Genomic DNA, 21,373 nt, shown 5'->3' on the forward strand with positions numbered 1-21,373 from the left:
ACAGGGCCGACCCGAATTCAGGCGTTCGTTTTGCTAGAAGCCGTGCTCATCACTCTGGCTTGGGCAGGGATTCCACATAGGTGCGGATCGCCCACATGGCGTTCTGGTCCATGCTCTTTTTCCAGGACGGCATGCCCCGGTCGGTACCATTCATCACCCGGCCGATGTAGTACTCGTCATCCCACTCGGTCAGCTCGCGAAGATCCGGTGTCAGGCCGCCGGACATCGCCCGGATGCCGTGGCAGGCGGCACAGTTACCAGCGTAGGCACTCTCGCCGACCTTGACCGCCTGGGCGTTGAACTCGCCGAATTCATTGCCTTCACGGAACGGATTCTCAATGCGGACGTCATCGCCCAGCTCCGGCAGATTGCCCGTATCCACTTCCTGTGGTGTGACATTGCCGTGGGCAATAGCGAAGCCGGCCAGGCCAAGCATGGCCGCAGCCAAGATGGTTTTGAGTGAAAAGGACATTGCCATTGGTCTTACCTCTGTTATTGGATTCCCCGTGGTTGGCTGTTGGATTTGTCAGTTGCCAACTTGCTGATCTCCAGTCTAGGAATCCCCATGTCCAATCCGAATGCCACTTTGGGGTTTTTGGCTTAGTTCCTTGGTAGTAGATGTTTGGTCCCCGAGCGAAAATCTCATCCTTTGGTACTGCCTGATTCCTACTTTCTGAATATTTCCGGGCGTTTCCCCCTTCCATAAGCTGGAGGCACAACATCAAACCGGAGAACCCCATGTCTTTTCTGTCCCGGACAGTGGCCATTTCACTGATCACACTGGCGGCAGCAAGCCCGCTTCAGGCTGAGACCCTCGATGTGCGGATTGGCTATCTCCAGTGGGTACCGCATCAGGGGCCGGTGCTTTCCAATATCATTCCGGAACCTGAGGACGCCGGCCTGCGAGGCGCCGAACTGGCCATCAACGACAACAGCACCACCGGCAAGTTTCTGGGCCAGACCTACTCACTCCAGAGTGAGGTTGCCGATTCGGAAGAAGGCGCCATCGCAGCCTTTGATGCCATGCGCGAGAATGGTTTCGACCTGTTTGTGGTGAATGCGCCTGCCTCGACCCTGAAAGCCCTCACCGAAAAGGCCGGCGACAACACCCTGATCTTCAACGCTGGCGCCAAGGACGATGCCCTGCGCACCGGCCAGTGCCACGTCAACCTGCTGCACACCATGCCCAGCTATTCGATGCTCACCGATGCGCTCGGCCAGTGGCTGAATCAGCGACGCTGGGATGAGGTTTTCCTGATTACCGGGCCGACTCAAGCAGACAAGGGCTGGGCCGATGCCTTCCGGCGCTCGGCCAAGCGTTTCGGGCTGGAGATCGTCGAAGACAAGCCCTGGACCTTTGACGCCGACCTGCGTCGCACCGCCTCCAAGGAACTGCCCCTGTTTACCCAGGCCAGCGATTACGACGCGGTGGTGGTGGCTGACGTGCGGGGCGATTTTGGCGAGTACGTGCCGTTCAATACCTGGCTGCCGCGCCCGGTGGTGGGCACCCAGGGCATGTCACCGGTCACCTGGCATCGGGTGGTGGAAAGCTGGGGTGCGGCGCAACTCCAGAACCGTTTCCGCGAATTGGCTGGGCGGGATATGAACGGTGAAGACTACGCGGCTTGGGCTGCCATTCGCTCAATGGGTACGGCAGTGACCGACCTGAACTCTGCGAACCCCACTGACATCCGAAATTTCCTGTTCAGCGACAAATTCCAGTTGGCCGCGTTCAAGGGCCGCAAGCTCACCTTCCGCGACTGGAACGGCCAGCTGAGACAGCCGATTCCACTGGTTCATCCCCGGGGACTGGTAGCACGAGCTCCATTCGAAGGCTTCCTGCACCCGAACACCGAAATGGACACCCTCGGCTTTGACAGACCTGAGAGCGAGTGTCGGATTAACGGCTGAGCCTATGGCGGCCAACGTTCAAAACAAGAAGGAGTCACACCATGAAAACCCTGTTCAAACAGACGGCGCTGGCCGCCATGATCGGCCTGTCGACACCGGCACTGGCCAGCGTGGCCTATGTGTCCAACGAGAAAGATAACACCCTGTCGGTGATTGATACCGAAACCCAGGAAGTGATTGAGACCATCAGTGTCGGCCAGCGGCCCCGGGGTATCCTGCTGTCCAAGGACTTTACCAAGCTGTACATCTGTGCCAGCGACGACGACACGGTTCAGGTGCTGGATCTGGCCACCCGCAAGATTGTGGATACCCTGCCCTCCGGTGAAGATCCGGAGCAGTTCGCGCTGCACCCGAACAACAAGCACCTGTACATCGCCAACGAGGACGACGCCATCGTGACGGTGGTGGATGTGGATACCAAGGATGTTCTGGCCCAGATTGATGTGGGCATCGAGCCCGAAGGGATGGCGGTAAGCCCCGACGGCAAGTGGGCGGTGAACACCTCCGAAACCACCAGCATGCTGCACTGGATCAACACCGAAACCTTCGAGATCGAAAAGAACATTGTGGTGGGCCAGCGCCCGCGCCACGTGGAGTTCAGCAAGGACAGCAAGATTGCCTGGGCCTCCACGGAAATCGGCGGCACCGTGCACATCATCGACGTCGACAACCTGGAGCAGATCCACGAGATGTCCTTCAAGGTGCCTGGCGTGAATCAGGATCGGGTCCAGCCGGTAGGCATTGAACTGACGTCCGATGGCAAATACGCCTTCGTCGCGCTCGGCCCCTCCAATCATGTAGCGGTTGTTGATGCCCAGACCTATGAGGTTTTGGACTACCTGCTGGTGGGCGCCCGGGTGTGGCAGCTGGATCTGGACAAGGATGAGAAGCACCTCTACACCACCAACGGCGTGTCCGGCGATGTCTCCGTGATCGATGTGGAAGACTTGAAGGTCATCAAGTCCATCAAGGTAGGCCGCTACCCCTGGGGTGTGGTCATTGATCCGACGTCATGACCATTGAAGCGAGCAACCTGAGCTTTCGTTACGGCGAGAAGCCGGTGCTCCGTGAGGTCAGCTTTGCGCTGACCTCTGGCCGTTTTCACGCCCTGCTCGGGCCCAACGGCGCCGGCAAATCAACCCTGTTTGGTTTGCTCACCCGCCTGCTTGCCCTGCAGCAGGGCGAACTCCTACTGGCCGGGCAGTCCCTGAAAAATCAGCCGGCCGAGGCCATGCGCCGGATCGGCGTGGTGTTCCAGCAGAACGCCCTGGATCTGGATCTGACGGTTCGCCAGAACCTGCAATATCACGCCGCCTTGCATGGTCTTTCCCGCAAGGAAGCCAGGGTTCGGGGTGACCGGGAGCTGGAACGCTTCAGCCTGCTGGACCGGGCCAACGATGCCGTCCGCCAGCTCAACGGCGGCCACCGCCGGCGGGTGGAAATTGCCCGCGCCCTGCTGCATGAACCCTCGCTGCTGTTGCTCGACGAACCCACGGTGGGCCTGGACGTGGCCAGCCGCAGAGCGCTCAACGAGCACGTCCGAACCCTGTGCGAGGAAGACGGCATGACCGTGCTCTGGGCAACGCACCTGATCGAAGAGGTCCGGTCAGACGACCGGGTCCTGATCCTGCATCAGGGCCAGTTGCTGGCCGACGACAAAGGCCAGGCCATCTGCGAAGCCGAAGGCACCCGGGATCTGGCCGAAACCTTCCATTCCCTGACCGGAGCCGGCTGATATGAAAGCAGCTCACTACTGGCACTGTTTCGTAGGCATCCAGACTCGTGAATGGCTGCGCTTCTGGCAGCAGCGCACCCGCTTCGCCAGCGCCCTGGTCCGGCCACTGCTCTGGCTGGTGGTGTTTGCCGCCGGGTTCCGTGCGGTTCTGGGCATTTCCATCATCCCGCCCTATCAGACCTACATCACCTACGAGACCTACATTGCCCCCGGTCTGTGCGGCATGATCATCCTGTTCAACAGCATGCAGGGCGCCCTGTCCATGGTTTATGACCGGGAGCTGGGCAGCATGCGGGTTCTCCTGATGAGCCCCCTGCCCCGACCTTTCCTGCTGGTGACCAAACTGCTGGCCATGGGTGTAGTGTCCATCGGCCAGGTGTATGTGTTCCTGCTGCTGGCACTGCTGGTGGATGTGGAACCACCGCTCTGGGGCTACCTGGCCGTGTTGCCAGCGTTGATTCTTACCAGCCTGATGCTGGGCGCGTTGGGCCTGCTGATCGCCACCTGGATCAAGCAACTGGAGAACTTCGCCGGGGTGATGAACTTCGTCATCTTCCCGATGTTCTTCATGTCCTCGGCGCTCTATCCGCTCTGGCGCATGAACGAGGCCAGTCCCTGGCTGTACTGGATCTGCCAGTTTAATCCGTTCACCCATGCTGTAGAGGCGATCCGGTTTTCGCTCTATCTGGAATGGAATCCGATGGCTTACGGGATTACCACCGGAGTAACTGTAGTTCTGGCATTACTGGCCACGGCAGGATTCCGGCCTCAGAGGACCAGGATACTCGGGACCTCCAGGCCGGCTTGATATGGTGCCAGTGGTCAGCGGGGAGAAGGTTTCCAAAACACGCTCCTTACGGCACCCCTCCGGGGTCCGGCCTGCAATCATAGATTGCAGTCGTTTGGCTGTCGCATGAAGCTTCGCTTCATAAGCGCTCGGCCTCACCCCTGTGACGCTTGGGCTCCGCCATCCCTGGCTCCGCACAGTTTTGGAAACCTTCTCCCCGCTGCCCACCCATACTCCTTGCAAACCGCCAAAACCGGTAGGTCGGGTTAGACTTCGTAGGTCGGATTAGCAAAGCGTAATCCGACAGACTGCGGACACCCTCGATCAACCTAAGAGCCGGTCAAATCCAGACCTCGAAGCCTCCCAAGCAGCACATCAACCAATCCGGGTTCGCCCACCGAATCATCCCACTGCAACCGAGCGGGCTTGCCATCCAGGTACCAAAGACGGTTCGCTAATATCTCTGCATCCCCACCATCATGGGTAACACAGATCATCGCCATCTCCGGACGCGAATCCAGAATCCCGGCAATCAGCGCCTTGAGCTCACCCGCCATCACCGGATCAAGCGAGGCGAAGGGTTCATCCAACAACAGCAAGTCCGGCTTCACCGCCAGGCAACGGGCCAGGGCCGCTCTCCTGGCCATACCCAGGGACAGCTGGTCCGGCAGATAGTGTCCGTAGCCGGATAAGCCAACCTGACCCAGCAACCTCTCGGCCTCGTCAGTGTTCGCACCAACGAGTCTAAGATTCGCGTCCAGGGTCCGCCAAGGCAGCAGGCGATGCTCCTGAAACAGGTAGCCCACCCGGAGTTTTTCGCGACCAATAACCGCCTCGTCCGGAACCGATTTATCGAGACCGGCAATTGCGTTCAGCAGAGTAGTCTTGCCGATACCCGATGGGCCCAGAAGGCAAATGCGATCGCCTCGCGCAATGGTTGCGAAGACCTCTCCGAGCACCGGCTGGCCAAAATCGCAGCCTGCAATTCTGAGCTCAAGCATGGGCGGCCTCCGGTTGTCGCCAGCGACTGGACCGGCGCTCCAGGGGCTGAAGGATGGCCAGTTCAATAAGCTGGACGACCGTAATAAACGCCAGGCTGTAGGCAAGAATGGCGGCTACATCGAAAACCTGAAACGCCATATGCAACTGGAAACCAACGCCACTGGAACGGCCGAGCAGTTCCACCACCAGGACAATTTTCCAGATCAGGGCCAGGCCGCCCCGGGTGGCTGCCATGAGATAGGGAAACAACTGGGGTACCCAGACTTCCCGCAACCGTTGCCTCCGGGTGAACTCGTAAACGGTGGCCATCTCCTCGAGCCTATAGTCCAGGCTGCGGGCGCCCTCCCGGACGGTAACCGCCACGTTGGGCACTTTGTTGATCACGACCGCCATCACGGCCGCCACTTCGACCAGGCCGAACCAGACATACATGAGGATGATGGTGACCAGGGCCGGCAGGTTCAGTAAAAGCACCAGCAAGGGATCGAACAGGGCATTGGTGGTTTGGGATCGGCCCATGACGATGCCGATGGCGGTGCCAATGATCATGGCCAGACTAAAGGCGACCACTACACGCCCGAGGGTCGCGCCCAGATGATGCCAGAGCTCGCCGGTCGCCGATTCGCGAATCAGGGTGTCCAGCACGTTCAGGGGCGTCGGCAGCAAGGGCGACTGAAGCAGCCAGGCAATGAGCCCCCAGAGCAGGACAAACGACGGCAGAACTACCCAGTAGCTCCACAGCGGCGGCCGGCCGGCACGGCCTTTCACGGCTGGCTCCGGTAAAACAGAGAAGCCGGCATCAGGTTGTCCGGGTCAGCGCCGGTGAGGGTCATCAAACGTTGCAGGTCAGCGATTCGCTGGTCTGTTTGCGGCGCTGGCGTCCCGGCGACAAAGCCCTCTCGCAAGGCTGCGAAGACACTGTCGTCCGGATCTCCCATGAGAGGGCGCAAGCGCTGCCAGTAGGATTTACTCTCCGCGAGCTCGGCTTTGGCCTGTTGCAGGGAAGCGGCAAAACGATCAATCAGCGGGCCGTTGTCCTGGGCCCAGCTTTCGGGAAAAACATAGCCAAGCACTGGCAGGTTGCGATCCAGGTCCATCTCAGTGAGCAGGTCAGCCATGCCGAACGCCGATCGCCAGCCGCCCTCGCCTCTCAGGCGGGCCGCAAAATGCCAGTAAGTGACGATGACATCCACTTGCCCCCGTTTTAACGCCTGACTCAACAAAGGCGGGGCGGCAAACTGGACGCCGGCGGCTTCCTCAAGGTTGATACCCTGGCGCTGTGCGACTTTCTTGAGCAGTATCCAGCCCTTGCTGTCCGGCCCGCCGGCAACGCCAATGCGGTTGTCTGCCAGATCCGCCACCGAGCGAATCGTTGAGTTGTCAGCGACGACGATATCGCCAATCTGGGAGGAGAACGGCACGTACAGGTAGGGTGTGCCGGCCTGGAATCGTGACTGTGCCCACAGCAGATCAGCCACAGCGCCGTGCACCGAACAGCTGGTGACCGCGAGCCTGGAGGCCGGCAGGTTGGCAACCGGTTTCAATGCCAGCCGATAGCCATGCTCCCGGTCCAGCTCCCGATGCAGGAGATGGTCGAGCTCCCAGTGGGCGGTGCCAAACTGCAACACGCTGACAGACAGCACGGGTAGGTCAGGCGCTCCTTCCCGGGCATGGACACTGCCTGCAAGACTCAAGAGAAGACATAGCAGTGCGGCCATTCCTTTGTTGATCCAGGAATAGACAAGTGAGGATCTGGAGACGATCGTTATTGTTAGTTGCAGGCTCATTGCTCCACGATACGAAGCCCGCAGCCCGGCAAGAATAGTACTTTGGTGCCTGTTTTTTGGTGCGATGGTCGCATTCAACCCGAGACCAAGATGGCGTGTAATGAAACCATCACAATAATAAACAGAGGATCGGAACCGACTCCAGCGATTCTCTGCACAGGAGGCCGCCATGCTGAACGAGCTCGAAGCCGCACTCTCTTCCGAAAACCGCTATCATGATTCGGAAGTCAATCCCGATACTGAAAACAAACAGGTAGACCCATCCATGGAGCCGGCTTACAAGATTCTGATTGCCGACGACCACCCACTCTTCCGGGAAGCCATCAGCAGCGTAATCGCTTCCGGTTTTGCGGGCAGCGAGATCATCGAAACCGCTGATCTGGACAGCGCCCTGGAAATCACCCGCGAGAACGACGACCTGGATCTGATCCTGCTGGACCTGAACATGCCCGGTATGCACGGCCTGACCGGCCTGATCACCCTGCGAAATGAGGCCCCGACCATTCCGGTGGTGATTGTCTCTGCCGAGGAAGACAAGCAGGTGGTACTGCAGGCCATTACTTACGGCGCCTGCGGATTCATTACCAAGTCCTCGCCCCGGGCCCAGATGACCGAGGCCATCCAGCAAATCCTGAACGGTAATGTTTACCTGCCTTCGGATATCATCCGCACCGGCAAGGAAAGCAACACCCGCCGCAGCCGCAATGAAGACAATCCGATTTCACCGGAGCTTCTGAATTCCCTGACCCGCCGCCAGCTGCTGGTGCTTGAGCGCATGTCCAAGGGCGAATCCAACAAGCAGATCGCCTATAACCTGAATATCGCCGAGACCACGGTGAAGGCCCACGTGTCTGCGATATTGCGCAAGCTCGGGGTTCACAACCGGGTGCAGGCGATTTTGTCTGCCAGTGATGTGGATTTCAGTCAGTATTTGAAGCGGTAAGGTAGGGTTTTTGTCGGATTACGGCTTCGCCTAATTCGACCTACTTCTCTGGTTGTCGGATTACGCCTTTGGCTAATCCGACCTACCTTTCGAGCACACATCCCCGCGTAGGTCGGGTTAGGCGCAGCCGTAACCCGACACCCATCTTCAACCTCAATTCCTCAGCAAATGACTCAACGCACTGCGCAGCTTAAGAGGCTTCACCGGCTTGTTCATCAGCAGGTGCCCCAGCTCGCGAATATGCTGCTTCAGTTCATTGGTGTAGTTGGCGGTAATCATCACCACCGGCGCCGGGCATCTCCGGCGGCCATTGATCTCCGCCACCACATCCACGCCATTCTCATCGTTGTCCAGATGGTAGTCCGCCAGAATCAGATCCACTGCACTGCTGGCTGGATCCAGCTGGCGCTCGAGGTCCTCCAGGGACACCGCCGTCACCACCTGGCAATCCCAGCCTTCGAGCAGGGTTTGCATGCCCTGGCAGATCGACTGGTCATTGTCGATCACCCAGATTCGGGCACCGCCGAGACCGCTATCGAAAGACACGGCTCGATTCTGGTCTGCCACCGGTTGCCGGGGCTTCAGTCTGCCGACCGGGACCCGGACGCTGAAGACTGAGCCCTTGCCCTCGATGGAATTCACCGTCACTTCATGACCAAGCATGCGGGAAATCTTGTCCACGATGGCCAGGCCAAGTCCCAGGCCTTTATCGGGTTGTGAGCCGGCCGGGCGAATACGTTTGAATTCCTGGAAGATCTCGGTGAGTTTGTCCTCGGGAATACCGGGGCCGGTATCCCACACCTGCAGCAGAACATGATCCTTTTGTCGACGGCAGCCAAGCAGAATCCGGCCGTTGCCGGTGTAGCGGATGGCGTTGGTCAGGAAATTCCGGAGAATCCGCGCCAGCAACTGGGAATCTGACTCCACAATCGCGGAGCTGGCAATAAAGTCCAGTCGCAGCCCCTCGGCCATGGCCATCTGCCGGAATTCCCGGGCGATGTTATTCAGCAGGTCTCGCAGATCAAAGGCGGTGACATCTGGTTTGATCACGCCGGCATCCAGCTTGGAAATATCCACCAGGGTGCCCAGCAGGTTCTCGACATCGTCCAGGGACGTGCTGACTGAACGAACCAGGCCTTCCGCCTTGGGCCCGAACGACTGTTCCAGCAGCGCACTGGTGAACAACCGTGCGGCATTCAAAGGCTGCAGCAGGTCGTGGCTGACGGCCGCCAGGAACTTGGTTTTCGAGAGATTGGCCCGTTCAGCCTCCAGCTTGGCATCCCGGAGGCGGGCCTCTACGGCAGCCCGCTCGGTGATTTCCTGGCGCAGCTGGTTGTTCAGGCCGGTCAGGGCTGCGGTGCGTTCCTTCACCCGTCGTTCCAGGTTGTCATAGGCCTGTTCCAGGGCCAGGGCGGTCTTGCGGCGGTCGGTGATGTCCCGGATCAACACAAAAAAACCGATGATATCGCCCTGTTCATCGAAATTGGGAACGTAGGAGCGCAGCATGTGGCGCACCTCGCCCTGCTCGCCAGTCTCCTCGAATTCAAACGTCACGTTGTGGCCGTCCATGACATCGAGAATCTGGGGTAGAAGCCGCTGGTAAAACTCGGGCGAATGCACTTCGTTGAGACGTTTGCCGAGTGGCGACTCTCCTTTGCGCCCGTACCAGGACTCATAGACCTTGTTGCAGAACTGGATGGTCATATCGGCGCCAATGTAGGCGATCAGAGCCGGGACGTGGTCGGTCACCACCCGGATCCAGCGCTCGCTTTCCTCCAGCGCCTTGATCCGCCGAGCCATTTCGCTGTTCTTCACATCGGTGATGTCGGAGTAGAGCACCACCAAACCGCCTTCGCGGGTCGGTCTCTCGGTAACCTGAACCCAGCGGCCGTTGGCCAGCAGAAACACCACACCTTCCGAATCCGGATGGCTGTGTTCCTCCAGAACCAGACCGCAGGCCACCGCCTGGCGCTTCAACTCTGCAATCCGGGTACCCTGTCCCGGCGCGTCGACACCGGCATGACGCCAGTAACTCCGGAACCGGCTGTTGCTCTGGATCAGGCAATGCTGGTTATCGAACAGCACAAAGCCGTCGGCAATACTCTCGATGGCATCGCTCAATCTCTGGCGGGTTGTCTCTGCTTCTTCCCGGGCCCGGCTCAGGGCCTTGTTGCTGCCCTTGAGCTGTTCCATGGCCTGGTTCAACGCCTCGGTTCGCTCCCGAACCTGCTCGGCGAGCACCACCGAGTGCTCGAAGGCCGCATAGGGCTCCGGCTTGTGGGCAGAACCAGACTCCACCCGGACAATCAGGGCATCGCGAATTCGCCTCAGGCGCTCGTTCTCCGCCTCAAGCTCGGCAATTCGCCGGTCCCGCTCGTCCTCAACGGGTGCTTCAATCTTGTCCGGAACGGACATCAGGCTGGCCAATGACCACCCCCGTAAACGTCTGGTTGATGTGCATGCCGTCAAACTGCTCGCCGTAGGTATTGAAGCCAATCACCTTGTGATGACGCAGGAATTCCGAAACCGCTTCCACTTCCCCGGTCAGTTCTGCCTCCAGCCGGCGCAAAAAACAGTCGCAACCGATGGTGACGAGGGGCGGCCCCACGACCCGCTCTGCTGCCTCAATCTGGGTGCGAACGCTGTCCAGCAGGGATTCCGGCGCCATGGCCGTCATCACGATTCCGGTTTCCACCGCGCAGTAGAAGGTCAGGCTTCTGTCCGGGTTTACCCGCTGCACCGAGCGGACAAAATAGTGGCCGCCGATTCTTACCCCCATGGGCCGGAGTGCGAAAACCTTGCGATCCAGGGCATCGACATCGACACCGACGGCGCGGGCATAGGCATCCGCTGCCGGCTCCGCGTTGAGCTCGTAGACCGTCCGGCTTTCCGCACAGGCGTCGGTTACCACCAGTTTTTCACTGCGCTCAACCATGTGGTGTGTGGAGAACACCCGGAAATCCAGGGGCGTGTTCACCAGCAACACCGTGGCGGCGCCGGTATGGAACTGGCCGTCGAAGAACACATGGGTGTTGGCCAGGCGCTCATCGTCGCCGGCGGAGCCGCCGAATTGGGGAATGGTGCCGAGGGCCGAATTAAGCGTTGCCAGCACCAGCTCTTCACGGCTCGACAGGCCATCCAGCAGCGTGATGGCAAAGGTGTTGCCCTTGACCGGCGCCAGCCTGGCGTCCCGACAGGTAGAAAGCAGGCCGTCGATCACGCCCTGGGCATCCTGAAGGGTGAACCGATCCAGTTCCCGGATCAGCGCACAGTCGATGGCGAAATAGCGGCGGTCAAACCCGATGGCGGTGATGCAGCCACGTCCGTACCCCTCCGGCGTGATCTCCCCGGCAGAGGTACAGCCGCAAACGCGCACGCCCTGGAAACTTTGCTCAAGGGCACTGCCGAGTCGACCCAGGTCGTATTCCGCGGAGCAAAAGAACAGAACACAGTCAAGGTGCTCATGGCTGAGCTGGCTGGCGAGATTGGTGGCGGCCAACATCGGATCGCGAACACTGGAGCTCGCTACCCGGACCGCAGGCAGGGTCGTCGCTGGCTTCATAAATGCTGCTCCCGAAAACGGATGACTTTTCACCGATTCTACGGCATCCGTAAACGCAGCCAATGCGACTTCAGTGCTTTTAATCGGCGCGCCAAAATGATCGTAAGCCATTGATTAAATTGCCTCCTGAATCAATGTCTGATGGCGCTGCCGGTTTCCTTTCAGGCAAACCGGCACTTTAGTCTTAGTCAAACCAGCGCTGCGAGGGGCCTCCCGCCACCCGCAACGCCAGATAGTGCTTAGAACATCACGATGGCGCCAAGGGCGATGGTATCCGCCTCAGTGGTGGTTGCACCGGTGGTGCGGTTGTTGTCTTCGTACATGTTGTACTCGGCAACCAGCTTGAAGTTGCTGTTCACATCGTGGAAGAACCCGAGCGTTGTGCTTTCGGTTTCCAGGTCCAGAATCTCGGCATCGGTTTCCCCATAAGACAGAACTACCTTGTTGGCGCCGAAAGCATAGGAGCCCTGAACCAGGAAACCGTCTGCATCATCTTCGGTTACCGCTCCGTTGCCGATCAGAACCGGGTTGTCACCCTTGGAGGTAAAACCGGAAGCGGCCAGGGTCAGTCCCGCGACCGACGCCTTGATACCGTACCCAAGGCCTGTGCTGTCGACGGTCGTGGTGCCATTTTCAGCAGACTGATAGCGGCCGTTCACCCAGCCGGTCAGGGCCACGTCGTTCAGGTTGGCGTTGTAGGTTACCTCGGACTCGAAGCGTGGCGCGGCATTCTCGTCATTGGCACCGGTCACCGTGTCGGCGGGATCCAGCACACCAGCCGCAACTTTGAGGCCACTCATATCGGGCGAGCGATAGGTAATCTGGGCAGACGGTGTCGGGTACGGATAGCCCGCGCGGATATTGCCGAAGGACACGCCACCGGCAACGCCCGGGGAGCCAAATCCCATCAGGATCTCGTCCAGGAAGATGTTGGAGCGTGCATACAGGCCGAAATCCTTACCGATCAGCACCTGACCGAAATCACCGTCCACCGTGGCATAGAACTGACGCACGTCGATGGCGGTGTCTGTGGGTGTATCCAGGCTGTCATTGATGGTGGTCCAGAACGAGGAACGCCCGCCCAGGGTCAGCTCACCCATGTCCTTGCTGAAATTGAAGCCGATGGTGTTGGGCAGGAAGCCCATCTTGATGCGGGAATCGCGCACATCGTTCTGCTTGTCATCACGGTTTACATAAAACGCATTGAAGTAGCCATCAACAGAAAAGCTCGTGCCGTCCTGGTTATAAAGCTCAACAGCGGCGCTGGCTCCTGTGCTGACACCCATGGCGGCTGCCATGGCAATGGCTAACCCTGACTTTCTGACGTTATTGTTTTTCATAGTTCCCCCGGTTGTTTTTGGAAATCTGGGATCGGAGACCCGGGTTATCCGGACTCTCCAGGCGCGGTCTGTCGCCTGAATTCCATGGTCGGTGATGCGAGGGAGGGGGAAAATGCTTCCAGGGAGCAGGTTTTCTGCTCATTTGGGAGGCAATTGAATTGAAACTTTGGGAGTACGACCCGGCGGATCAGTCGCCGGGGAACTGGGCCAGTTCCTGCAGGCAGTCGTTGAGGAAGTCTTCGGGATCGGCCATCACCGCCTCATCGGCAACGACGCCAAACTGTACCTGGCCGGCGTAGCTGACAATGCTGATGCCCAGGCCAATATCCCCGGCCTGGGGCACCCAGAACATCTGCTCGGTGATCCGACAACCGGCAATGTAGCGAAGCTCCGGGGTGCCGGGCACGTTGGACACCACGGCACTGGCCTTGCGATAGAACACATCGGCCAGAGGCTCCCGCCAGGGTTCCGGAACCACCGTGGCACTGGCCGCCAACCCCCAGGCAATGCCTGGCTGCCAGCTTTTCTTCAGGCGGCGGGTTTCATGCTTGATGCGGTACAAGCGCTCGAGCGGGCTTTCGCCATCCACCGGCAAAGGTACAAACACGGTGCCGAAATAGTTGCCCAGGGCGCCAGGGGCCGGTTTCAACTCATCGGGTAGACGGCTGCGGATATCAACGGGCACGGCGGCATGCAGCACGGCTTCATCCAGGTCCGCCCCGTCAATGCCAAGGCGGGTGCGCACCGCAGCCGCAACACAGCTCAGCAACACATCGTTGATCGTCACGTTGGTGACCCGGGCGATGTTCCGGAAGCGCTCCAGGGGCACCGGTTCAGACCAGCGACAGTGCCGTCGTCCCAGCAGGGGGCGCCGGAGATCCGTGTCTGAATCCTCCGGCTCCACCAGGAATTCCGAAAACTCATGCACCAGCTTGAGACTTTTCTGGGCAACCCGCTCCAGCAGGCGCCCGGCATCCTGCCACTGGTTGCCTACGGGCTTGTCTACTCCGGCAACGCCATGGGCTTCTTCTGCGGACTCGCCAGTGGCCATCAGCTCTCCGAGCCAGACCTTCGCTGCAGCGGTCCAGCGTGACAGCTCCGCGGTTTCAGGTGCACCGTATATGGCCGGATGCTGCTGGGGCGAAGGTGGGCAGAGCCGTTCAAAAATGCCCAGCAGGGACAGACCATCGGCGTAACAATGGTGAATCCGCAGCAACAGGACCGCCCCGCCCTCGGCATTGGGCGCCAGCCAGAATTTCCAGCGCGGACGGTACATGGGCAGAGGCTGATTCAGCCGCACCGACACCCATTCCTGCAGGCTTTCCGGAGTGAAGCGATCGACCACCACATCAAGGTGGTGGCGGACATCAAACATCGGGTCCTGCTCCCACCACCAGGCGGGCGAGCGCTTGACCGGCATATATCGGAAACGCTCCCAGGCCATCCAGTAAACCCGGAGGAATTCCCGGAAACGGGGCGCCGTGAGGCCATCAACCCGCAGCATCACGGTGATGGTCATGGGATTTTCCGGGCGTTCCAGGGCCAGCCAGGCCGAATCTGCAGGTAGCAGGAGATGCGATTGTTCGTGACTCAAACCCGAACGTCCCTGGAAAAGTGGTGAAGGTAAGTAAAAACCGAACTCCGCATTGTGCCAGACATGCCCCGCAGGCTCCATATGCGGCACCAGCGCACTCTGTTACAAAAAATTACACGTGAGTAACTGTTCAGTCCTATACTGGTTATAAGCCGTAGTGCAATGGTTATTAAACGCTGCCGATCCGTGATCGATTGGCCCTGAGGGATCAAAAATTCTTTATTCAGGGCCAGTAACACAGCCAGATGATCGGGGTACAAAAGGCTTACCAGCACACCCTAATTCCAATAACAGGCCATTGCCGTGCTGGAGGGAGAGCAGTTATGAAAGCGAGCCATGTTCGCAAGCTGATAAAACCGATTGAGAGCGCCTACTCGGAAATGTTCTCCGGGCGGGTGTATCGCGTTGGCAAGGGCGCTGTGTCCGTTCGCAACCACAGTGGCAAGGCCGAGCAGACCGTTGTCGGCGTGCACGGCTTTCTGGAGAACCACTGCTACTTCACCCAGGCCTATGAAGCGCCCACCACCGAACTGATCCTGCTCACCTGTAGCAATTACCACATCCCGGTGAACGGTGTGACTCCGGAGACCCCGGACTGGGAAGTGCCGATCAAGCATCTGGAAGGCACCATCGAATACGACGCCTGCATTCTCAACCAGGCGCTTTCCAGCCTGCCCACCACCGACAACATTCGGGTACATGGTCACTCCCGTGGCGGGGCGGTGATCCTGGAGGCCATCAAACAATGGCCGGAGCTGTATGACGACGTGGAAGTGGTGCTGGAAGCACCCGTGCTCCCCAACGGCAGGCTTTCGGCGCTGGTAACGACTATTCTGGAACCTGTAAGCCACGGTATGTGGCCCTGGCTGATCCGCCTGATCAACAGCGCTCCGTCGTCCGCCTACGGCCAGACCTTCTTTGGCAAGATGAACCCGCGCAAGAAGCAACTGCTAAGCAAGCTGTTTTCCGCCACCAAGGATCATCTGACCATTGTTCGTAACATCGAGAACATCATGGACTGGATGGCACGGACAGACACCAGCGTCTACAGCCATGTACGTCACGGCACCTTCCTGATTCCTGCGGTAGACCGTATTCTGGATCGCTCCTCCATGTTGGCCAGTGCCCGCCAGAGCCCGACCACCATGCGAATCGTCGAAACCGAGGCGCCGAGCCATTTCATCACCCTGGACAGCAAGGAATGGGTGCCGGGGTTCGAAACGCTGCCCACTGCCGCACAGGGCTGATAACTCCCGGCAGTGCCTTACTGCAAGACCACCTCAGCTCCGCTAAACTACGCTCTTTTCTTCAGGTTTAGTGGAGCCATCGTCCATGTACCGTGAGCGCCTTGTCGCTACCGAAGCCCGCACCGAAAGCGCTCGCCAGCTGCAGCAACTGCTGTTGGACTACCATGATTTCCGGCATTTGAAAGCAGAACACCCACTGCTGGAAAGCGCAATCCACGTTGCCGACTGGCAGGCCGAACGGCTTAAGGCGACTCATGAAGACCTTTACCAGCACCCCGGCTACCATCACGGCTTGGAGTTCCTGCTGACCGATCTGTATGCGCCGGCCGGAATGACCCGGCGGGATGACAATATTGATCGGGTCTTCCCCAAGATGGTGAAGTGGCTGCCGGACAACCTGCTGGACACCTTCGCCGGTCTGGTGGAGCTGAACCTGATCACCCAGCGGCTGGATCTCGAGCTGGCCGAGCTGTTCCACCAGCAGGGCGTGCCCGCCGACGCAATAACCACTGAGGACTACTGTGCCGCCTTCCGGGAAAGCCGACAGCTGGATCAGAGGGAGAAGCAGATCACCCTGGTGGCTGACGTAGGCCAGCAGCTTGATCGCTATGTCCGCAACCGCACCCTCGGGTGGCTGTTGTCGATGACCCGGGGCCCGGCGGAGATGGCCGACCTGACCGATCTGCACAGTTTCCTGCACCGGGGCTATTCCGCCTTCCGGAAGATGGACGATGTGGAGTTACTGATCGACCGGCTGGTTTCCCGGGAACAGCAGGTGATGCGTAATATTCTCAACCATCACCCGGACCCGTTCAGGTTGCCGGAAAGCCTCTGAGTCAACCGGAACGATGGGCTCAGGCCTTGATGATCTGGTCCAGCTGGGAGTGGATTTCCTGCTCGATCCGGGATTTGAAGGGCCGCAACATCATGCCCAGCTCCAGATGAATGTGCAGATCCGTCGGGGTAATGTTCAGGTGCCCCTTGACGCCGCTGCGCTTGAATTTCAGGTGATCGCCTTCCCACTGGTAATGCACGTCGAATTGGCTGGACAGGTCTTTGGCCAGAGTTTCGGCAGCCTCTCTCGCGTGTTCTTTATCCAGGGTATGCGGGCGGTGTACATCAATAACGGACATGAAAACGTTTTCTCTCGGATTTGGACGAATTTACAGTTTAGGGCGCTATTTAACTCACCGCCACCCTTGTAGCAACCCCGTCAGCGGTTAGAATACGGGGTTCAGATTCTGACAGGACATCTCCCATGAGCGAGCAGCAAACGCCAGCCAACCAGGCCGCAAACAATAATGGCCAGGATGACGTCACCCACTTTGGCTTCCGCAATGTGCCGAAAAGCCAGAAGGCGAGCCAGGTGGCCGAAGTATTCCACAGCGTTGCGGGCAAATACGACCTCATGAACGACCTGATGTCCATGGGGATCCACCGGCTCTGGAAGCGCTTCACCATCGAGCTTTCCGGCGTGCGTCCCGGCCACCAGGTACTGGACATTGCCGGCGGCACCGGCGACCTCACCATGAAGTTTTCAGACCTGGTGGGTCCGTCCGGCAAGGTGGTGCTGGCCGACATCAATGCCTCCATGCTGCAGGTGGGCCGCAGCCGGCTGACAGACCGCGGCTATGCCGGCAACATCGAATACGTGCAGGCGGATGCCGAGCACCTTCCGTTCCCGGATAACAATTTCAATGCGGTATCCATCGCCTTCGGCCTGCGCAATGTCACCGATAAAGATCAGGCCCTGCGCGACATGACCCGGGTTCTCAAACCCGGTGGCAAACTGATGATCCTGGAATTCTCCAAGCCGACCAATCCTTTGCTGAGCAAGGCCTACGACACCTACTCGTTTTCCGCTTTGCCACTGATGGGTCAGCTTATCGCCGGCGACAGCGAAAGCTACAAGTACCTGGCCGAATCCATCCGCATGCACCCGGACCAGGACACCCTCAAGGGCATGATGGAAAATGCCGGCCTGGTGAACTGCAAGTACTACAACATGACCGGCGGCATTGTCGCCCTGCATGTGGGAATCAAGCCCTGATGTTTCCCGGCCCCACCCTGCTTTCCGCTGTCTCCGCCATCCTGGAAAGCGCCCTGAACCGGGCGCTGGAACTGGATCCGGCGGGGCATCATGCCTTGATGGAAGCACTCGCGGGCCCGGTGCAGTTCAATATCACTGATCCTTTCCCCCTGATCTACACCCTGGACCGCGCCGGAAACCGCGTTCGGGTTGGCAGCCAGCCGGTCGACCAGCCTGCTCTTGAGGTGACCGGCAAACCCATCGCCTTTGCGGCGCTGGCCACCGGTGATGACCGGGTCTTTGCCGATGGTCGCCTCGACGTGACCGGAGACACGGCCCTGGCCCATCAGCTGCAGCGCGCACTGAACCAGCTTGAGCCGGATTGGGAAGCCGCCATGGCCCAGCATATCGGGGATGTACCCGCACACTTTCTGGGCCAACGGATTCGCGGCGCCATTCGGTGGAGCCGTCAGGCGTTTCAGTCCCTGAACGCCAATATCGAGGAGTATGTGCATGAAGAGAGTCGTGCCCTGCCCGGGCGACGGGAACTGGAAGCAACGTTCGAGGACATCGACGAACTGAACCTGCGCACCGAGAGACTGGAAGCCCGGCTGAACCTGGTTGAAAACCGCGGCAAGACTGACGAACCGGAGAACCTGTGACCCGCCTGCAACGCCTGTTTCGAATTGCCTGGGTATTCTGCCGCTATCGGCTGGACACGTTCCTGCCAATCGCAGAACTGCCTGCGCCCCTGAAGGTGTTTTTCCTGCTTGCGCCCTGGCACCTGTTCCCCAAACCCAAGCTCGACCGGGGCGATCGCCTACGGCTGGCACTGGAAGAATTGGGCCCGGTATTCGTTAAGTTCGGCCAGATACTCTCCACCCGACGGGATCTGCTGCCGGATGACATGGCCGAATCCCTGAAAAACCTTCAGGACCGGGTACCGCCGTTTCCGAGCGATGAGGCCCGGGGCATAATCGAAACCTCCCTCGGCGCCCCGGTCTCGGAACTGTTTGCCGAGTTCAGCCCGGACCCGTTGGCGTCCGCGTCGGTTGCCCAGGTGCATGCGGCCACCCTGCTCAACGGCCAGAAGGTGGTGGTTAAAGTACTGCGCCCCGGTATCGAGAGGGTCATCCGCCAGGACCTGGCCCTGATGTACCTGATGGCCGGTCTGCTGGAAAAATACTGGTCTGAGGGCAAACGCCTGCACCCGGTGGAAGTGGTTGCCGACTACGATGCCACCATCCACGACGAACTGGACCTGCAGCGCGAAGCCGCCAATGCCAGCCAACTGCGCCGGAATTTCGAGAACTCCTCACTGATCTACATCCCCTTCATCGACTGGGACTACACCCGCAAGTCGGTGCTGGTGATGGAGCGTATTCACGGCATCCCCATTGCCGATACCACCGCCCTGAAGGCCGCTGGTGTCGATATGAAGGTGCTGGCCGAAAAAGGCGTGGAGATTTTCTTTACCCAGGTGTTCCGGGACAGCTTCTTCCATGCCGACATGCACCCGGGCAACATCTTTGTGGATACGTCCAACCCCTCGGATCCGCGATATATCGCCATCGATTTCGGGATCGTCGGCACCCTGGCTCCGGATGACCAGAGCTATCTTGCCCGAAACCTTCTGGCCTTTTTCCGTCGCGACTACCGTCAGGTTGCGCAGCTGCATATCCAGTCCGGCTGGGTACCACCCGACACGCCAGTGAACCAGTTTGAGGCGGCCATACGTACTGTTTGCGAGCCAATATTCGAGAAGCCTTTAAAGGACATCTCTTTCGGCCACTTCCTGTTACGCTTGTTCCAGACGGCGAGGCGATTCAACATGGAAGTGCAGCCCCAGCTCGTCCTGCTGCAGAAAACCCTGCTGAACGTGGAAGGCCTGGGCCGCCAGCTTTATCCGGATCTGGATTTGTGGAGTACCGCGCAACCCTACCTTGAAACCTGGATGCGCAAGCGGATTGGTCCCTCGGGGCTGATCAAGTCTCTGCAGTCCCATCTACCGTCGTGGCTGGAACAGTCGCCGGAAATGCCGCAGCTGGTGCACGATGCGCTCCTTCAACTGCGGCAGGCCGGGCCCACCGAGCCCCAGAACCGGGCTACACTGGAATTGCTCCGTGAGCAGCAGGTCCGCACGGAGCGGCGCTGGCGACGGGCTACATTGGCGGTACTTCTGATTGCCGGGGGTGTCCTGGGCACCCAGCCTGACGGCCAGCAGTGGCTCGAAAGCGTGCCGGCGTGGAGCTGGGCCCTGTTTGCCATCGCCGGCGGAATCATGCTCCGGGGCAGCCGATAACCGATAAAGATTTCAGGATTCACAAAAATGCAAAACAGCTCGGATAACGTCGAGAACCCTGACTGGCTGGATGCCATTCGCTGGACAGAGGACGGCCTGGTGCCGGCCATCGCCCAGGACGCCGAAACCGGCGACATTCTGATGATGGCCTGGATGAACCGCGAGTCGCTCAAGCTGACCGCAGAAGAAGGCCAGGCCGTGTACTGGTCCCGTTCTCGGGGCAAGCTCTGGCGCAAGGGGGAAACTTCAGGGCACCAACAGGTCATTCGGGACATTCGACTGGATTGCGACGAGGACGTTATCCTGCTGAAGGTGGAACAAAAAGGCGGCATCGCCTGCCATACTGGCAGACGCAGCTGCTTCTACCGGACTCTGAAAGACGGTCAGTGGGTCAGTGTTGACCCGGTGATCAAGGACCCCGGCACTATCTACGGCAGCAACTGAGCTACGGCAGCAACTGAGGAGCACGGACAGTGAGTGATGTACTGGAAAACCTGGCACGGGTTCTGGAAGCCCGGAAGGAGGCAGATCCGGAAACCTCTTATGTAGCCAGTCTCCACGCCAAGGGTCTGAACAAGATTCTGGAAAAAGTCGGGGAAGAGTGCACGGAAACCCTGCTGGCCGCCAAGGACGCAGAACACTCCGGTGAAACCCGGGACGTGGTTTATGAAACCGCCGACCTGTGGTTCCACAGCATGGTGATGCTGTCGAGACTGGGGCTTGGTCCGAAAGACATCCTGGACGAGCTGGCCAGCCGGTTCGACCTGTCAGGCCTGGAAGAAAAAGCGTCGCGGGACAAGTGAGCGGTAGTACCTCCAAAGGGGTTTCCGCGTAACCGTTCTGGTAACGTACAATGTCATTGAACAGAAACATTAAAACGAGGACCCCGTAATGGGTATCAGCATCTGGCAATTACTTATCGTACTCGGCATTGTCATTCTGTTGTTCGGAACCAAGAAACTGCGCAACATCGGCAGCGACCTTGGTGGTGCCATTCGCGGCTTCAAGAAGTCCATGAACGATGAGGACTCCAAAGCCGAGAACCAGGAATCCCTGGAAGGCAAGGAAGAGGAGCAGCCACAGCAACAGGCTGCGGCCGAAGACAAGCCCCGGGACAAGTCCCACAGCTGAGAC

General features: G+C 59.4%; 22 protein-coding genes. 13 read left to right on the forward strand and 9 right to left on the reverse strand.

What is annotated here, in order from left to right; translation table 11 throughout:
• Positions 1-49 precede the first annotated feature (49 nt).
• On the reverse strand, positions 50-478 hold the full coding sequence (gene pedF / locus KEHDKFFH_RS10220; RefSeq protein WP_104321826.1) for a cytochrome c-550 PedF: 429 nt from the start codon (positions 476-478) through the stop codon (positions 50-52).
• 260 nt (positions 479-738) lie between these two features.
• On the opposite strand from pedF, the gene KEHDKFFH_RS10225 reads away from it, so the two are divergent.
• From KEHDKFFH_RS10225 to KEHDKFFH_RS10240, 4 genes are read left to right on the forward strand one after another with little or no spacing between them, the layout of a single operon-like run.
• Positions 739-1,911, forward strand: a complete 1,173-nt coding sequence (locus tag KEHDKFFH_RS10225; RefSeq protein ID WP_104321827.1) for an ABC transporter substrate-binding protein — start codon at positions 739-741, stop codon at positions 1,909-1,911.
• A gap of 41 nt (positions 1,912-1,952) precedes the next feature.
• Positions 1,953-2,927 carry a YVTN family beta-propeller repeat protein gene (locus tag KEHDKFFH_RS10230; RefSeq protein WP_104321828.1) on the forward strand — a complete coding sequence of 325 codons (975 nt, stop codon included), beginning with the start codon at positions 1,953-1,955 and terminating at the stop codon, positions 2,925-2,927.
• Positions 2,924-3,646 (forward strand): ABC transporter ATP-binding protein, encoded by a 723-nt coding sequence (locus tag KEHDKFFH_RS10235; protein ID WP_104321829.1) that lies wholly within the window; start codon positions 2,924-2,926, stop codon positions 3,644-3,646. Before KEHDKFFH_RS10230 ends, KEHDKFFH_RS10235 begins: the two co-directional genes overlap by 4 nt.
• Before the next feature lies 1 nt (position 3,647).
• A complete protein-coding gene (locus tag KEHDKFFH_RS10240) occupies positions 3,648-4,454 on the forward strand; it encodes an ABC transporter permease (RefSeq protein WP_104321830.1) in 807 nt (268 codons plus the stop codon).
• Between the two features lie 308 nt (positions 4,455-4,762).
• On the opposite strand, the gene KEHDKFFH_RS10245 is transcribed toward KEHDKFFH_RS10240, so the two are convergent.
• From KEHDKFFH_RS10245 to KEHDKFFH_RS10255, 3 genes are read right to left on the reverse strand one after another with little or no spacing between them, the layout of a single operon-like run.
• Complete coding sequence (locus tag KEHDKFFH_RS10245; RefSeq protein ID WP_104321831.1) at positions 4,763-5,434, reverse strand: ATP-binding cassette domain-containing protein; 672 nt, start codon at positions 5,432-5,434, stop codon at positions 4,763-4,765.
• Complete coding sequence (locus KEHDKFFH_RS10250) at positions 5,427-6,203, reverse strand: ABC transporter permease (protein WP_241956477.1); 777 nt, start codon at positions 6,201-6,203, stop codon at positions 5,427-5,429. The genes KEHDKFFH_RS10245 and KEHDKFFH_RS10250 overlap by 8 nt, the downstream gene beginning before the upstream one ends.
• On the reverse strand, positions 6,200-7,153 hold the full coding sequence (locus tag KEHDKFFH_RS10255) for an ABC transporter substrate-binding protein (protein WP_104321832.1): 954 nt from the start codon (positions 7,151-7,153) through the stop codon (positions 6,200-6,202). Before KEHDKFFH_RS10255 ends, KEHDKFFH_RS10250 begins: the two co-directional genes overlap by 4 nt.
• Positions 7,154-7,487: 334 nt before the next feature.
• On the opposite strand from KEHDKFFH_RS10255, the gene KEHDKFFH_RS10260 reads away from it, so the two are divergent.
• Positions 7,488-8,165 carry a response regulator transcription factor gene (locus tag KEHDKFFH_RS10260; RefSeq protein WP_104321878.1) on the forward strand — a complete coding sequence of 226 codons (678 nt, stop codon included), beginning with the start codon at positions 7,488-7,490 and terminating at the stop codon, positions 8,163-8,165.
• Between the two features lie 153 nt (positions 8,166-8,318).
• Here KEHDKFFH_RS10260 and KEHDKFFH_RS10265 read toward each other — a convergent pair whose 3' ends face one another.
• From KEHDKFFH_RS10265 to KEHDKFFH_RS10280, 4 genes are all read right to left on the reverse strand, one after another.
• Positions 8,319-10,580, reverse strand: a complete 2,262-nt coding sequence (locus tag KEHDKFFH_RS10265; protein ID WP_104321879.1) for a hybrid sensor histidine kinase/response regulator — start codon at positions 10,578-10,580, stop codon at positions 8,319-8,321.
• On the reverse strand, positions 10,558-11,727 hold the full coding sequence (gene nosP / locus KEHDKFFH_RS10270) for a nitric oxide-sensing protein NosP (protein ID WP_422385691.1): 1,170 nt from the start codon (positions 11,725-11,727) through the stop codon (positions 10,558-10,560). Before nosP ends, KEHDKFFH_RS10265 begins: the two co-directional genes overlap by 23 nt.
• A gap of 239 nt (positions 11,728-11,966) precedes the next feature.
• Positions 11,967-13,067, reverse strand: coding sequence for a porin (locus KEHDKFFH_RS10275; RefSeq protein WP_104321834.1), 1,101 nt, complete (start codon positions 13,065-13,067; stop codon positions 11,967-11,969).
• A gap of 187 nt (positions 13,068-13,254) precedes the next feature.
• A complete protein-coding gene (locus KEHDKFFH_RS10280; protein WP_104321880.1) occupies positions 13,255-14,661 on the reverse strand; it encodes a WS/DGAT domain-containing protein in 1,407 nt (468 codons plus the stop codon).
• Between the two features lie 323 nt (positions 14,662-14,984).
• Here KEHDKFFH_RS10280 and KEHDKFFH_RS10285 point away from each other — a divergent pair, with 323 nt between their 5' ends.
• Both KEHDKFFH_RS10285 and KEHDKFFH_RS10290 read left to right on the forward strand, forming a co-directional pair.
• Entirely contained in the window at positions 14,985-15,908 is a 924-nt protein-coding gene (locus tag KEHDKFFH_RS10285) for an alpha/beta hydrolase (protein ID WP_104321835.1), read from the forward strand.
• An 85-nt stretch (positions 15,909-15,993) separates the two neighbouring features.
• Positions 15,994-16,743, forward strand: coding sequence for a DUF8198 family protein (locus KEHDKFFH_RS10290; RefSeq protein WP_104321836.1), 750 nt, complete (start codon positions 15,994-15,996; stop codon positions 16,741-16,743).
• Between the two features lie 19 nt (positions 16,744-16,762).
• On the opposite strand, the gene KEHDKFFH_RS10295 is transcribed toward KEHDKFFH_RS10290, so the two are convergent.
• Complete coding sequence (locus tag KEHDKFFH_RS10295; RefSeq protein ID WP_064229913.1) at positions 16,763-17,041, reverse strand: polyhydroxyalkanoic acid system family protein; 279 nt, start codon at positions 17,039-17,041, stop codon at positions 16,763-16,765.
• A 125-nt stretch (positions 17,042-17,166) separates the two neighbouring features.
• On the opposite strand from KEHDKFFH_RS10295, the gene ubiE reads away from it, so the two are divergent.
• From ubiE to tatA, 6 genes are all read left to right on the forward strand, one after another.
• Positions 17,167-17,958: a bifunctional demethylmenaquinone methyltransferase/2-methoxy-6-polyprenyl-1,4-benzoquinol methylase UbiE gene (gene ubiE, locus KEHDKFFH_RS10300; protein WP_092030433.1), complete on the forward strand. Its 792-nt coding sequence runs from the start codon at positions 17,167-17,169 to the stop codon at positions 17,956-17,958.
• On the forward strand, positions 17,958-18,599 hold the full coding sequence (locus KEHDKFFH_RS10305) for a ubiquinone biosynthesis accessory factor UbiJ (RefSeq protein ID WP_104321837.1): 642 nt from the start codon (positions 17,958-17,960) through the stop codon (positions 18,597-18,599). The genes ubiE and KEHDKFFH_RS10305 overlap by 1 nt, the downstream gene beginning before the upstream one ends.
• Positions 18,596-20,239, forward strand: a complete 1,644-nt coding sequence (ubiB, locus tag KEHDKFFH_RS10310) for a ubiquinone biosynthesis regulatory protein kinase UbiB (protein ID WP_104321838.1) — start codon at positions 18,596-18,598, stop codon at positions 20,237-20,239. The genes KEHDKFFH_RS10305 and ubiB overlap by 4 nt, the downstream gene beginning before the upstream one ends.
• Positions 20,240-20,266: 27 nt before the next feature.
• The gene (hisI, locus tag KEHDKFFH_RS10315) at positions 20,267-20,683 is read left to right on the forward strand and encodes a phosphoribosyl-AMP cyclohydrolase (protein ID WP_104321839.1); all 417 of its coding nucleotides are present in this window, start codon (positions 20,267-20,269) and stop codon (positions 20,681-20,683) included.
• 29 nt (positions 20,684-20,712) lie between these two features.
• A complete protein-coding gene (locus KEHDKFFH_RS10320) occupies positions 20,713-21,042 on the forward strand; it encodes a phosphoribosyl-ATP diphosphatase (RefSeq protein ID WP_104321840.1) in 330 nt (109 codons plus the stop codon).
• An 88-nt stretch (positions 21,043-21,130) separates the two neighbouring features.
• The gene (gene tatA, locus KEHDKFFH_RS10325) at positions 21,131-21,370 is read left to right on the forward strand and encodes a Sec-independent protein translocase subunit TatA (RefSeq protein ID WP_104321841.1); all 240 of its coding nucleotides are present in this window, start codon (positions 21,131-21,133) and stop codon (positions 21,368-21,370) included.
• The last annotated feature ends 3 nt before the right edge of the window (positions 21,371-21,373 follow it).

The organism is Marinobacter maroccanus (assembly GCF_002933275.1).
Classification (GTDB): Bacteria; Pseudomonadota; Gammaproteobacteria; order Pseudomonadales; family Oleiphilaceae; genus Marinobacter; species Marinobacter maroccanus.

Coding starts and splice junctions, on each gene's coding strand:
- pedF (WP_104321826.1), bottom strand. CDS start 478: ATGGCAATGTCCTTTTCACTCAAAACCATCTTGGCTGCGGCCATGCTT.
- KEHDKFFH_RS10225 (WP_104321827.1), top strand. CDS start 739: ATGTCTTTTCTGTCCCGGACAGTGGCCATTTCACTGATCACACTGGCG.
- KEHDKFFH_RS10230 (WP_104321828.1), top strand. CDS start 1,953: ATGAAAACCCTGTTCAAACAGACGGCGCTGGCCGCCATGATCGGCCTG.
- KEHDKFFH_RS10235 (WP_104321829.1), top strand. CDS start 2,924: ATGACCATTGAAGCGAGCAACCTGAGCTTTCGTTACGGCGAGAAGCCG.
- KEHDKFFH_RS10240 (WP_104321830.1), top strand. CDS start 3,648: ATGAAAGCAGCTCACTACTGGCACTGTTTCGTAGGCATCCAGACTCGT.
- KEHDKFFH_RS10245 (WP_104321831.1), bottom strand. CDS start 5,434: ATGCTTGAGCTCAGAATTGCAGGCTGCGATTTTGGCCAGCCGGTGCTC.
- KEHDKFFH_RS10255 (WP_104321832.1), bottom strand. CDS start 7,153: ATGGCCGCACTGCTATGTCTTCTCTTGAGTCTTGCAGGCAGTGTCCAT.
- KEHDKFFH_RS10260 (WP_104321878.1), top strand. CDS start 7,488: ATGGAGCCGGCTTACAAGATTCTGATTGCCGACGACCACCCACTCTTC.
- KEHDKFFH_RS10265 (WP_104321879.1), bottom strand. CDS start 10,580: ATGTCCGTTCCGGACAAGATTGAAGCACCCGTTGAGGACGAGCGGGAC.
- nosP (WP_422385691.1), bottom strand. CDS start 11,727: ATGAAGCCAGCGACGACCCTGCCTGCGGTCCGGGTAGCGAGCTCCAGT.
- KEHDKFFH_RS10275 (WP_104321834.1), bottom strand. CDS start 13,067: ATGAAAAACAATAACGTCAGAAAGTCAGGGTTAGCCATTGCCATGGCA.
- KEHDKFFH_RS10285 (WP_104321835.1), top strand. CDS start 14,985: ATGAAAGCGAGCCATGTTCGCAAGCTGATAAAACCGATTGAGAGCGCC.
- KEHDKFFH_RS10290 (WP_104321836.1), top strand. CDS start 15,994: ATGTACCGTGAGCGCCTTGTCGCTACCGAAGCCCGCACCGAAAGCGCT.
- KEHDKFFH_RS10295 (WP_064229913.1), bottom strand. CDS start 17,041: ATGTCCGTTATTGATGTACACCGCCCGCATACCCTGGATAAAGAACAC.
- ubiE (WP_092030433.1), top strand. CDS start 17,167: ATGAGCGAGCAGCAAACGCCAGCCAACCAGGCCGCAAACAATAATGGC.
- KEHDKFFH_RS10305 (WP_104321837.1), top strand. CDS start 17,958: ATGTTTCCCGGCCCCACCCTGCTTTCCGCTGTCTCCGCCATCCTGGAA.
- hisI (WP_104321839.1), top strand. CDS start 20,267: ATGCAAAACAGCTCGGATAACGTCGAGAACCCTGACTGGCTGGATGCC.
- tatA (WP_104321841.1), top strand. CDS start 21,131: ATGGGTATCAGCATCTGGCAATTACTTATCGTACTCGGCATTGTCATT.